A 12,170-nucleotide genomic window follows, 5' to 3' on the forward strand; every position below is an offset into this window, starting at 1 on the left:
GACGGGGCCACCTTTGCCAATAGCCCGAACCACAAGCCCATTTAGCCGAGCTCCACGACCTCTAGACGGTCGCCAACGTACCGGTAGACCTCCATTTTCGAGTCTCGGAACAACTCGAGCGAAAACGGGTCCGGGTAGTCGCCCTCGTAGACGACGCGCTTGATGCCGGCGTTGATGATCATCTTCGCGCAGGTGTTGCACGGCTGGCACGTGACGTACATGTCCGAACCGTCGCACGGGACGCCGATCATCGCGGCCTGGAGCAGCGCGTTCTGTTCGGCGTGCAACGAACGGATGCAGTGACCCGCACGCATGCAGCCGGTCGGCCAGTCTTCGTCCGGCCCTTGCGGAGGGCAATGGGCGATCCCCCGAGGGGCGCCGTTGTACCCTGTCGCCAAGATCCTTTTGTCACGGACGATCACCGCTCCGACGGAGCGGCGCGGGCAGGTCGCGCGCGTCGCCACGAGGTGCGCGATCTGGACAAAGTAGGTGTCCCAACTGGGACGCTCGGCCATCGGGAGGATTATGAAGTCCGGAAGGCCGTCCGCGTCGTTCCGGCCTAACGGCCGGTCAGTGTTTTCCGCCCTTGTGCTCACGGGCGAGCATCCAGATGATGTTCGCGTCGCTCTGAGTCAGCTTGCCGTCTTCGTTCATGTCGCAGATCGTCGCCCATCCTTCGGGGAAGTTCGTCCCCGATGCCAGCCTCGCCTGGAACGTCGCCGCTTCGCGCTCGGTGACCTGTCCGTCGAAGTCCGTGTCGCCTTTCCGGTACACGACGATCCGGGCCGGGGCGAACGAATCGGTCGTGGCGCCGCCGTCGGTCGCCCGGACGAAGACGTGCCAATCGCCAAGGCCGAACTGGACGGTGATGACGTTGGCCGAGCGGCCTCGGGCAGGCATGTCCTCGTAACCGTCGACGACTTCGCCCTGGTCGACGTCGACCGTCCGCGACTTGTAGATCGAGACCGATTTGGCCGCAGGAGCCCCGGTGGCCGGGTAGTCCCATTTGACCGGAATCGTCTCGTACGCTTGACGGACGTAGAAAACGTCGCCCTTAGGTTCGTTCGTGGCCAAGGAGACCGGGATCGATCCCGTCAAGTCCACGGTAAGCCAGTATTCAGGGTTATCGGCCGATCCCAACCGGGTGACCCTGACGTAGTACGTCCCTGCCGGTTTGCCCGACAATGAAATCTGCTCGAAGTTGTAGTTGTTGGCCGACGTGTTGAGCTTGACGCCGTTCGCGTTGTAGAGCTCCATCGTCAAGTTGCCTTGTCGCAACCAGGGCGATTGGGCACGGACATAGTCAGCGGCCGAACCGTCGTTCGGCATTTTGAACTTGAACCAGTCGTCGTTGTCCGTCATCGAAAGCTTACGGACGTCGACCCGGCCCTTGACCAGTCCGAAGTTCGCACTGTCGTGCCCCCGCTCGGGTTTGGCATCGACTTCGGCGCGGGTGTTGTTGGGCTCGTACGCGTCCGGCTGGGCGATCGGCGTCGAACCGATCGACACCACGATCAAGGAAGCGTTGTTCGATTCTTTGCTTTCTTGGACGAGGTTACCGGGATCGACGATCCCTTCCAGATAGTACTGGCCGTCCGGTACGTCGGTCAGATTGATGAACTGGCCTTCCAAGGTCGAACCGTAGACGTCGGCCCAGCCCGGCCTCAATCCTTGGATCTGACCGCACGACGCGTACGACGTGCCTGTGTAGTGTCCGCCGACCGTCTGGTCCCAGTCGATGATCTCAAGGACGCAGAAGCTCGTCTTCGCCCCGCTCGCCACGACCGCCCCGACCCCGCCTCCGGGCAAGATCTTACGCAGCCGGAACATCGTCCAGTCCTCGAAATGGATGTGCCCGTGACCGAGGTGATAGACGAACCAGCCGCACTCGCGATCCACCCATGTCCCGTCTGACTTGTAGACCCGTTGGAGGACCCGCTGCTTGTCCCCGACGATCTCTCCTCCCCGCAGTTCCAGATTGCCCGGCCCCATGTTGAGGGTCGCGGTGGGAAAGCGCAGGGCCCTCGTTCCTGGAGGCAGTTCGGAATTGTTCGTCGTGACGTAGGCCTGGGCCAGATATTGGGGCAAGACCGAAACGTCAGGAAGACGGTCCTCTGCCAAGGGCATGCACAAAGCAAGAAGGGCGGACAACATGGTACGCCACCATTGTAGTCCGCCCTTCGCTTGAGCCGTTCGGTTTCAGCGCTCGATCGGCCAGGTCTTGATTTCAGCTTTCACGATCTTTACGGCGTCTTCGGGCTCGACTTTGCCGTTGTTGCCCGCGTCGCCCGTCTTGACGATCTCATCGACGGCGGGCATCCCTTCGACGACGATGCCGAAGGCCGTGTACTTATGGTCGAGGCTCGGGGCCTCCTTGACCATGATGAAGAACTGGCTGCCCGCCGAATCCGGGTCGCTCGACCGGGCCATGCTCAGCACGCCTCGGGTGTGCTTCACGTCGTTGAACTCGGCCTTGAGATGGAATCCGGGGCCACCAGTCCCCCAGACCGAGCTCTTCGCCATGTCCTTGGAGTTCGGATCGCCTCCTTGGACCATGAAGCCCGCGATGCAGCGGTGGAACCGCGTGCCGTCATAGAACTTCTCGCTGACCAGCTTCTTGAAGCTCTTCACGTGTTCCGGGGCGACGTTCGGATAGAACTTGAGGACGACGGTGCCTTTGTCGGTCGTCAGGACGGCGACTTCCTCGCCCTTGACGGGCATCGGGGCGCCAGGGGCGCCTGTCGCGGCATGGGGAGTGGTGTCTTGTTCGCTCATGATAGGGGCGTCCAGGGTCGACGGGCCCGCCAGGGCCAAGGCAAGGAGGGCGGCAGTCATGGTCGTTCAGTATGCTTGACGCCTCGTCCGGGCGTTGGGCACGCGCAGTGCCATAATCGGGGCCTCATGCGACGTTGGCTCCTTTATTGTTCGGCCCTTGCGGTCGTCGCCCCGCTCTCGGCCGGTTGCGAGCAACCGGGTTCGCCGCCTCCTGACGGCGCGTCCGGGGCGTCGGGCTCGGGTTCGGGCGAACTCGCGAAGAACGAGAACAAGGCTCCCGAATCGCCGACGGGTGAAGAGAAGACCCCGGAGGCCCCGAAAGACGAGCCGCTCGCCGACTCCCCGAAGGCCGGTGAGGACGTCGCCGTCTTGGAAACGGGCAAGGGCAAGATCGTCGTGATGTTCTATCCCAGTAAGGCCCCGAAGAGCGTGGAAAACTTCAAACAGCTCGTGGCGTCCGGGTTTTATAACGGCACGCGGTTCCACCGCTGCATCCCAGGCTTCATGGTCCAGGGCGGCGACCCGAAGTCTAAGGACTTGGCCAAGAGCGGCGAGTGGGGGACCGGGGGCAACACGAAGGACGGAAAGGAAGTCAACGTACCTGCAGAGTTCACCGACCTCAAACACACCCGAGGCGTGCTGAGCATGGCCCGGTCGTCCGATCCGAATTCGGGCAGCAGCCAGTTCTTCATCATGGTCAAGGACACGCCTGCGCTCGACGGCCAATACTCGGCGTTCGGAAAGGTCGTCAAAGGCATCGAAGTCGCGGACGAGATCGTGAAGACCGGGGATCCGGCCGATAACGGCGCCGTCGTCCCGAAAGAAGCGATCCTCTTGAAGTCGGCGAAAATGGCCAAGTGGCCCGTCGACTGAAGCTCGCTCGCATTCAAAGCGTGGGACGACCGGGAAACCGGTCGTCCCTTTCTTGTTTCTCGACCTCTGGGTAGTCTCGTCCGATGGGCTATAGGATCCTTATCGCGCTTTACGGACTGATCAACATCGCGGGCGGGATCATCGGCTTCGTAGCGGCCCAAAGCACGGGATCCTTGACCGTCGGGATCGCGACCGGGTTCATGCTGCTCTACTGCGCTTTCGTCGCCGGGACGAAACCGGGCCTGGCTTACCGCTTGGCCGCTGCCGTCGCAGGAGGGCTGGTCGCATTCTGGTGCTATCGGATCTATGAGGTGACCCAACAAGGCAAGTCGCCCATGATGGCGGTCATGAACCTGGCCCTAGGGGCCGTCGTCTTCCTGGTCCTTGGGGCCGGACACATGATCGCCGTCCGCAAGCGCGGGCATACCGAGTAGCCCTCCCTTAGTCGAGGATCCGCAACGTCACCGGTTCGGCCGGAAGCGAACACGCTTCTGCGATCTCGCGCACGGCTTTGCTGACTTCGCTTTCCGACGATTCGTGGGTTATGACGGTCACGTCGCCCCGGCCCGAGCGGTCCTGCAAGCGGGCGTTGGCGTGCGTGATCGAGATCCCGTGTTCGCCAAGGACGGTCGCGATCTTTCCGATCAGCCCGGGCCGGTCTTCGATCGGGAACCGCATGTAGTAGCGAGAGCGGCCTTCCAAATGGTTCAGCTTCCGGCTCTCGACCGGGTTCCACATAACGCCGCTTCCTGGGTTCCGGGCGATCTCGATGATGTCGGACATGACCGCGCTCGCGGTCGGAAGCGACCCTGCCCCCTTGCCGTGGAAGATCATCTCGCCGATCGCGTCGCCCCGGACCATGACGGCGTTAAACTCGTCGCTGACGGGTCCGAGAGGGTGCTCGAACGCGACCAACGCGGGATGGACGCGCAGGTCGAGCGAATCTCCGTGCCGTCGTGCCACCGCGACGGGCTTGATGACGAACCCGGACTCGTCGGCCACTTTGATGTCGATCGGCGTGATCTGGCGGATGCCTTCCCTTTCGATCTGGTCGAGCGAGGCCTTCGTCTGGAAGGTCAGCTCGGTGAGGACGATCAATTTGTGCGCCGCGTCGATGCCTTCGACGTCGAACGTCGGATCGGCTTCGGCAAGGCCGTTCTCTTGGGCCTTGGCCAAAGCCTCCTCGAACGACAGCCGCTCCTTGTACATCCGGGTCAGGATGTAGTTCGACGTCCCGTTCAAGATGCCGACGATCTCGTCGACGTCGTTCGCGATCAGGCCGCTGCTCAGCGCGCGCACGATCGGGATCCCCCCGCAGACGCTGGCCTCGAAACCGAGCTGGCGGCCCGACTCCGTGCACTTCTGAAAAATCTCGGCCCCGTGGGCCGCGAGGACGGCCTTGTTCGCGGTGACGACGCTTTTGCCCTTAGACAGCGCCTTGAGGATGTAGCTCTTCGCGGGCTCCATTCCGCCCATGACCTCGACGACGATGTCGATCGTCGGGTCGTCGAAGACCTCGTCCGCGTCCAAGGTCACTTGCTCGCGGGGGAGCGGCCGAGGCTTGTCCGGATTCCGGACGACCGCTTTGGCGATCTCCAACCGGACGCCGGAACGTTTCTCGATGTTCGCACCGCTCTTCCTGACGATCTCGACGAGCCCCGAACCGACGGTGCCGAGACCGAGAAGCCCTAGCCGGACGGTCGTGCTCACGCTTTTGCGATCGCCTGCTCCAGATCGGCGACCAGGTCTTCGACGTCTTCGATGCCGACCGAAACCCGGATAAGTCCGTCACCGATCCCGACGGCGTGACGGACGTCCTTCGGGACGCTGGCATGGGTCATCGAGGCAGGATGGTTCACCAGGCTCATGACGCAGCCGAGCGACTCGGCCAGGGTGAAGAGTTCGAAGGCCTGCAGGACGCGCCGAGCGCCTTCCTCGCCGTTGACGACCTCGAAGGAAAGCATGGCTCCAAAGTCCTTCATCTGGCGACGGGCGACGTCGTGACCGGGATGGGTCGCGAGGCCGGGATAGTAGACCTTGGTCACCTTCGGCTGCTCCGCGAGCCAAGACGCGATCACGCCCGCGTTCTTGCAGTGCCTCTCCATTCTAAGGCCGAGCGTCTTCAGGCCACGGAGGATCAGATAGCAGTCTTGGGGCCCGGGCACCAGTCCGCACGCGTTCTGGACGTACTTCAGCTTGTCCCACAGTTCCTTCTGGTCGGTCAAGAGCGCTCCGTTGACCACGTCGCCGTGCCCATTGAGATACTTCGTCGTGGAGTGGAGGACGATGTCCGCCCCCAGTTTCAACGGCTGCTGTAGGACCGGAGTCGCAAAAGTGTTGTCGACAAGCGCCAACGCTCCGGCCCGGTGGGCCAGATCGCAAGCCCCTTGAATGTCGGTCACGTTCAACAGGGGGTTGGACGGCGACTCCAGCCAGACCAAGGTCGTCGGCTTTTCCAGCGCGGCCGCTAGGCAGTCGAGCTTGGTCGTATCGACGAACTCGAACTCGATCCCCAACTTGGCATAGACCTGCGTGAACAGGCGGTACGCGCCTCCGTAAAGGTCGGCGCACGCGACGACCCGGTCTCCCGCTCCGAGAGTGTTCACGACGGCGGTCACGGCGGCCAGCCCTGTCGCGAACGTCAACCCGTACTTCGCGTCCTCGATATCGGCCAGGGTTTCTTCGAGGACGGTACGGGTCGGGTTTTCGCTCCGACCGTAGCTCAGCTTACGGCCGAGGTACTCCGTCGGCTCCCCAGGCACGGACTGTCCGAACGTCGACGTCTGATAGATCGGGAAGGTGACGGCTTTAGACGCGGCGTCCTTGTGACCGGCCTGGTGCACGGCCCGGGTCGAAAATCCTTTCCTCATTCGGCAAGTGTAGCGTCTCGACGCGCCTTGACCGAAGGACAAGGCCAGGATCAGCCAGAGAACCCGGTACCGTTCGGGGGTAAGGCTTACCCTTCTCCGAGCAGCCCTTCCGGGAGCGACGCGAGGAACTCGTCTTCGGTCAGCACCTTGATCCCGAGTTGGTTGGCCTTGTCCAGCTTCGAGCCGGCTCCAGGGCCGGCGACGACGAACGCCGTGTTCTTGCTGACGGAACCGGCCGCCTTGCCGCCCTGCCGCATGACCAGGGCTTCGGCGTCCTCCCGCGTGAACCGTTCGAGCTTGCCCGTGAAGACCACGGTCTGCCCCGCAAAGAGGTCGCCGGACGGACGCTCGGCTTCTTGTGGACGGACTCCGGCGCCGAGCAAGGCGTCGATCAACTCCCTGTTTTCGGTCTGTTCCAACCACTCCTCAAGCTCCCCGGCCGTCCGCGGCCCGATGTCGGGCACCTGTTCGAGACGGGCGCGGTCGGCCTGTCGAAAGGCCTCGAGGGTTCCGAAGGCCCGGGCGATGTCGGCCGCCGTCCTGTCCCCTACGTAACGGATACCGAGCGCGAACAGGAACCGCTCCAGGGGACGGTGCTTCGATGCTTCGATCGCCGCAAGGAGGTTGTCGACGCTCGTCTCCCCCATCCGGTCGAGTCCGATCAGATCGCCGCGCCTTTCCTTCAAAGCATAAATGCTGGGGAGATCGGTCAGCCAACCCAGTTCGACCAATCGGGCGACCTGCTTCTCCCCCAAGCCTTCGATGTCCATCGCACCGCGGCTCGCGAAGTGCTCCAGTTTTCTTTGGATCTGGGCCGGGCACGACCGTCGGTCCGGACAGCGGAGCACGGTCATGCCCTCTTCCCGGACCAACTCGGCTCCGCAGACCGGACAGTGGGTCGGTGGGACGTGGGGAACGGCCCCTGCCGGCCGGTTCTCCAATACGGGCCCGACGACCTCCGGAATGACGTCACCAGCCCGTTGAACGATGACAGTGTCTCCGGCCCGGATGTCTTTCCGGGCCAGTTCGTAGTAGTTGTGCAGCGTGGCTCGCCCGACGGTCACACCGCCGACAAAGACAGGTTCGAGTTCGGCGAAGGGGGTCACCGCCCCCGTCCGTCCGACGTTACACTCGATCGAGTTCAGGACGGTGAACGCCTGTTCGGCCGGGAACTTGTATGCGACAGCCCATCGCGGCCCTCTGGCCGTAAACCCGAGTTCCTCCTGCAGGCTAAGGTCGTCGACTTTGACCACGACCCCGTCGATGCCGAAAGGGAGCGACGCGCGCGAGTCCTGCATCGCCGAAACGGCCGCGACGATTTCGTCCACGCCGTGGCAGACCCGGGTCTCCTTGCGGACCGGGAACCCGAGGTCCCGGAGCCAATTCATCTTCTCGGACTGCGTCCGGAACGCGGGGACGACAGCGTCGCCCGCGCCTGTGCCGTAGGCGAAGAAACTGAGCTTCCTCTCGGCTGTCGACCGGCTGTCGAGCTGCCTCATCCCTCCGGCGGCCGCGTTACGGGGGTTGGCGAAGACCTGTCGGCCGGACTGGGACCGCTCTGCGTTCAGCTTCTCGAACACCTCTTTGAGCATCAGGACCTCGCCTCGGACTTCGATCCGACCGGGCAGGGGGACCGCGAGCCGGAGAGGGATCCCCCGGACGGTCTTGGCGTTGGCGGTCACGTTCTCGCCCGTCGTCCCGTCCCCCCTTGTCGCGGCCACGGCCAAGACTCCGTCCTCATAGGTGAGGGACATGGAGATCCCGTCGAACTTGAGCTCGACCTCATAATCGACGGGTTCCTCGGTTCCCAAGAACCGCCGGACACGTTCGTCGAAGGATCGGAGTTCGCCTTCACCGAAGGCGTTGTCCAGGGACAGCATGGGAGTGCCGTGGCGGTGGGGTAGAAACCGCTCGATCGGGGGGGCGCCGACCCTTTGCGTGGGGCTGTCGTCGGTCCGCAACTCGGGATGGGCCTCTTCGAGCTCGACGAGTTCGCGGAACAAGGCGTCCCACTGGCTGTCGCTGATCTCCGGCGCGTCGTGGACGTAGTAGAGGACGTTGTGGCGCTCGATCTCGGCCCTGAGCCTCGCGGCCTTCTCGGCTAAGTCCATAGGCTGCATGCTACCGCCGCCCAGGAGGGCGGAATCCGACGACAGTCGGGCGGGAGTCAGCCCTCTATCGGTCGAAGGACGCCCGGAATTCAGGGCTCAAAACCCGGCAAGCTCCCCTGGGGAATCCTGTCCGGCTGTTCCGACAATTAAGGCTGTGCAGCCCCCGCAAGATGCGGGGAGGAGCCCGGCAGGATGCCTTATTACGCCTATTTAGCGGTCGACAAGTCAGGACGAAAGATCAAGTCCGTCATGGAAGCGGACAGCGAGGCGCTGGTCCTTCAGCACCTCCGGTCGGAAGGTTTGCAGGCCCTCGAGCTCAGGCAGACCCGGAAACGGGGAACCATGGCCAAGGGCAAGATGAAGCCGAAGGCCCTGGTCGTGTTCTCACGCCAGTTCGCCACGATGATCGACGCGGGCATCCCGATCTTGAGGTGCCTCGACATCCTGTGGTCGCAGACCAAGGATCCGATCCTCAAACCGGTCCTTGAGAGCGTCAGGAACGACGTCAAGGGTGGCCTCACGCTCAACGAAGCGATGGCCAAGCACCCTCAGGTCTTCAACAAGCTTTACGTCAACATGATCCGGGCGGCCGAGCTCGGCGGCATCCTGGACATCATCCTGGACCGCCTGTCGGGGTTCTTGGAGTACGAAGCCGAAGTCCGGTCGAAGATCAAGAGCTCGATGATGTACCCGGTGCTGGTCCTGGTCTTCTCGCAGCTCATGTTGTTCGTGCTGTTCAGCTTCGTGCTGCCCAAGTTCAAAGACATTTTCACGGGCATGAACGTCAAGATGCCGGCGATGACGGCGATGCTGTTCGCGATCGGCGACTTCATGCAGGCCTATTGGTGGACGATCCTGTTGTTCGTCGGTGCCGTGCTCATCGGTATCAAGATCTACGGCAAGACGCCGAAGGGCCGCTACCAGCTCGATTTCTTCAAACTGAAGTTCCCGATCGTCGGCGAGCTTTCGCTCAAAATGAGCGTGGCCCGTTTCTGCCGCACGTTCGGCACGCTGATCAACAGCGGCGTCCCGATGATGCGCAGCCTCGAGATCGTGGGCGAAACGATGGCGAACGGCGTCCTGGCCGAAGCCGTCCAACAGACGCGCTCCAGCATTCGCGAGGGGCAGAAGCTCAGCGTGCCGCTGGCCGCTTCGGGCCTGTTCCCGAGCATGGTGACGCACATGATCGACGTCGGTGAAGAGTCCGGCCGCCTGAGCGAGATGCTCGTCAAGGTCGGCGACTTCTACGACACCGAAGTCGAGGCGACGGTGAAGGGTCTGACGTCAATGATCGAGCCGATGCTGATCATCTTCCTGGGTGGCGTGGTCGGGTTCATCGCCATCTCGGTCATGACGCCGATCTTCAGCATCGTCAACAGCGTCAACAAGTAACCGATTCACACCCTCCTGCCCGCCGTTCGACGGCCGGCAGGAGGGACGACAGACCCTGACGGAGTCCAGGAGGGACGAAGGAAGGGATCCGGCCAGGACGGCCGGAGAACGACGATCAACGGAATGAACATGTCGGAATCTTCTGTAGGAGCCAAGAAGGACGTCGAAGCGTTGGTGGTGGATTACGCCGCCGACCCGAGACCGGACCTGAAAGACCTCATCATCGTCCAATGTGCGGCGATGGTCGAGCGGATCGCCCGCCGCTTCAGCGGCGTGGAACCGGTCGACGACCTGATCCAGGTCGGCTACATCGGGCTCCTCAACGCGCTCAGTAAGTTCGACCCCCATGCCGGAGTCAAGTTCAACACCTATGCGACGCACCTCGTCGCGGGCGAGATCAAGCACTATCTGCGCGACCGTTCTCAGATCATCCGGCATCCGGCCTGGATCCAGGAACTGCGCCAACGCATTTCGAAGGCGACACTGACGCTGCAGGCCGAGCTCGGTCGTCAGCCGACCGAACGGGAGATCGCCGAAGCCTGCAAGATCAGCGAACAGGCCATCGCAGAAGTCACCGCGACGCAGGAACTCCTGCGCGTGTCCTCCCTGGACGCGCCGCTTCAAGAGGACGAAGAGGGCGACTGCGACCTGGACAAGCTCGACGCGTCGGGCTCGTGCACGGGTCAGGTCAGTGTGGAAGACCGGGTCCTTCTCGAGTCGGCGATGCAACAGCTCCGGGACCTGGAGCGCGAAGTCTTGGTCTACTTCCACTTCGATTCGATGAGCCAGACCGAGATCGCGGACAAACTCGGAATTTCCTGCAACTACGTCTCCCACATCCTGAGACAATCGCTCAGCAAGCTCCGCCGCATCCTGACGAGCGAAGAGGAAGCCGACCGGTCCCTGCGCCGAAGACTGCCGAACGACGGCGAAGTGATGGACGAGGAGACCAAAGCCTATACCGAGGACTACTTGAAGGCGAGGCTGACCGAGGAGATCCATCGGGTGGTCTCGACGAACTCGGCCGTCGGGGTCGTCGTCGTGCAGTTCACGGGCCTGCAGGGCCTTCAGGAGTTCTATGGAGCGGCCAGCGTCCGCGACTTCCTGGCCGACTGCGTGGATTTCCTAAGGTCATCGGTCCGGTCCTTGGACGTCGTCTGCCGCTACGGCGATAGCGGCTTCGCCGTCATCCTGCCCGGTCAAGGCGCTTCGACGGGCCTGGTCCGGCAAAGGATGAACCGCCGTTTCTCGCAATGGCTGATCGGTCGCTTCGCGGGCTCGAACGCCATCGAAGTCAAGATCGGACACGCCAGTGCGCCGGAGCACGGACGCAACGCCTTGGACCTCCTTTCGGTCGCTTCGGACGACCGGGCCGACCGCAAGGCGGCTTGATCCTGGCGATGGGCCGGCCCACAATGGAGGGGCCGGCGCGGCGTCCTCTAGGGGCATGCGTACGGTGGAAGAGCCGACGATGGCCGACGCGCGTCCCGTTTATCCCGAACTCGATTTCCCTCCTGCCTGGCCGGAGCGGCCCTACACGTACCTGAACATGGTCGCCACGATCGACGGCAAGACCGTCTCCGGCGAGCGCGACGAAAACGTCATGGACCTTGGGTCGTCCACCGACCACGCGACGATGCGGGCCATCGAAGACGTCAGCGACGCGGTCATGATCGGAGCCGGTTCCCTACGGGCGACAAAGGGCCTCCATTACGCTCCGGGCATCAAGAGGTTCGTCGTCTCGAGCAGCGGCGGGCTGGACTACACCGCACGGTTCTTCACTGACGATCCTCACGGGACATGGGTCGTCACCGGCTCCAGAGGCTTGATTCACGTTCCAAGCCCGGTCAAAACCCTCGTCACCGGGGAATCGGCGGACTGGCGCCCTGTGCTCCTGGCGATGCGTCAGGACCTCGGCATCGAGCGGCTCCTCGTGGAAGGTGGAAGCGAGCTGAACGCATCGCTGTTCGAAGCCGATCTGATCGACGAAGTCTTCCTGACCGTGGCACCCAAGGTGAAGCTGGGGCGCGAGACGCCGACCGTCGCCGGCGGGGACCCTCTGCCAAGGGGGTCTTTGAAGACCTTCCACCTACTCAGTTGTACGGTCGAGGAGGACGAGGTCTTCCTCCGTTATCGGCGGCCACGCTAA

The 12,170-nt window shown here is 63.2% G+C and carries 11 protein-coding genes; 5 read left to right on the forward strand and 6 right to left on the reverse strand.

What is annotated here, in order from left to right; translation table 11 throughout:
• Nucleotides 1–41 precede the first annotated feature (41 nt).
• The 3 genes from JST30_01110 to JST30_01120 are packed head-to-tail and all read right to left on the reverse strand — an operon-like array spanning nt 42 to nt 2,835.
• Entirely contained in the window at nt 42–515 is a 474-nt protein-coding gene (locus tag JST30_01110) for a cytidine/deoxycytidylate deaminase family protein (protein ID MBS1712914.1), read from the reverse strand.
• 55 nt (nt 516–570) lie between these two features.
• The gene (locus JST30_01115) at nt 571–2,154 is read right to left on the reverse strand and encodes a hypothetical protein (GenBank protein MBS1712915.1); all 1,584 of its coding nucleotides are present in this window, start codon (nt 2,152–2,154) and stop codon (nt 571–573) included.
• 45 nt (nt 2,155–2,199) lie between these two features.
• The gene (locus JST30_01120; protein MBS1712916.1) at nt 2,200–2,835 is read right to left on the reverse strand and encodes a peptidylprolyl isomerase; all 636 of its coding nucleotides are present in this window, start codon (nt 2,833–2,835) and stop codon (nt 2,200–2,202) included.
• Nucleotides 2,836–2,901: 66 nt separating this feature from the next.
• Here JST30_01120 and JST30_01125 point away from each other — a divergent pair, with 66 nt between their 5' ends.
• Both JST30_01125 and JST30_01130 read left to right on the forward strand, forming a co-directional pair.
• The gene (locus tag JST30_01125; protein ID MBS1712917.1) at nt 2,902–3,648 is read left to right on the forward strand and encodes a peptidylprolyl isomerase; all 747 of its coding nucleotides are present in this window, start codon (nt 2,902–2,904) and stop codon (nt 3,646–3,648) included.
• Nucleotides 3,649–3,731: 83 nt separating this feature from the next.
• Nucleotides 3,732–4,082 carry a hypothetical protein gene (locus tag JST30_01130; protein MBS1712918.1) on the forward strand — a complete coding sequence of 117 codons (351 nt, stop codon included), beginning with the start codon at nt 3,732–3,734 and terminating at the stop codon, nt 4,080–4,082.
• A gap of 7 nt (nt 4,083–4,089) precedes the next feature.
• Here JST30_01130 and JST30_01135 read toward each other — a convergent pair whose 3' ends face one another.
• The 3 genes from JST30_01135 to ligA all read right to left on the reverse strand — a co-directional run bounded on the left by JST30_01135 (nt 4,090) and on the right by ligA (nt 8,629).
• Nucleotides 4,090–5,358, reverse strand: a complete 1,269-nt coding sequence (locus JST30_01135) for a homoserine dehydrogenase (protein ID MBS1712919.1) — start codon at nt 5,356–5,358, stop codon at nt 4,090–4,092.
• Entirely contained in the window at nt 5,355–6,518 is a 1,164-nt protein-coding gene (locus JST30_01140) for a PLP-dependent transferase (protein ID MBS1712920.1), read from the reverse strand. Before JST30_01140 ends, JST30_01135 begins: the two co-directional genes overlap by 4 nt.
• Before the next feature lie 86 nt (nt 6,519–6,604).
• Entirely contained in the window at nt 6,605–8,629 is a 2,025-nt protein-coding gene (gene ligA, locus JST30_01145; protein ID MBS1712921.1) for an NAD-dependent DNA ligase LigA, read from the reverse strand.
• A gap of 192 nt (nt 8,630–8,821) precedes the next feature.
• Between ligA and JST30_01150 the strand changes: the two genes are divergently transcribed.
• From JST30_01150 to JST30_01160, 3 genes are all read left to right on the forward strand, one after another.
• Entirely contained in the window at nt 8,822–10,021 is a 1,200-nt protein-coding gene (locus tag JST30_01150) for a type II secretion system F family protein (GenBank protein ID MBS1712922.1), read from the forward strand.
• 129 nt (nt 10,022–10,150) lie between these two features.
• Nucleotides 10,151–11,413 (forward strand): sigma-70 family RNA polymerase sigma factor, encoded by a 1,263-nt coding sequence (locus JST30_01155; protein MBS1712923.1) that lies wholly within the window; start codon nt 10,151–10,153, stop codon nt 11,411–11,413.
• A gap of 79 nt (nt 11,414–11,492) precedes the next feature.
• Nucleotides 11,493–12,170: a dihydrofolate reductase family protein gene (locus tag JST30_01160; GenBank protein ID MBS1712924.1), complete on the forward strand. Its 678-nt coding sequence runs from the start codon at nt 11,493–11,495 to the stop codon at nt 12,168–12,170.

Source organism: Armatimonadota bacterium, from assembly GCA_018268395.1.
Taxonomy (GTDB): Bacteria; Armatimonadota; Fimbriimonadia; order Fimbriimonadales; family Fimbriimonadaceae; genus JAEURO01.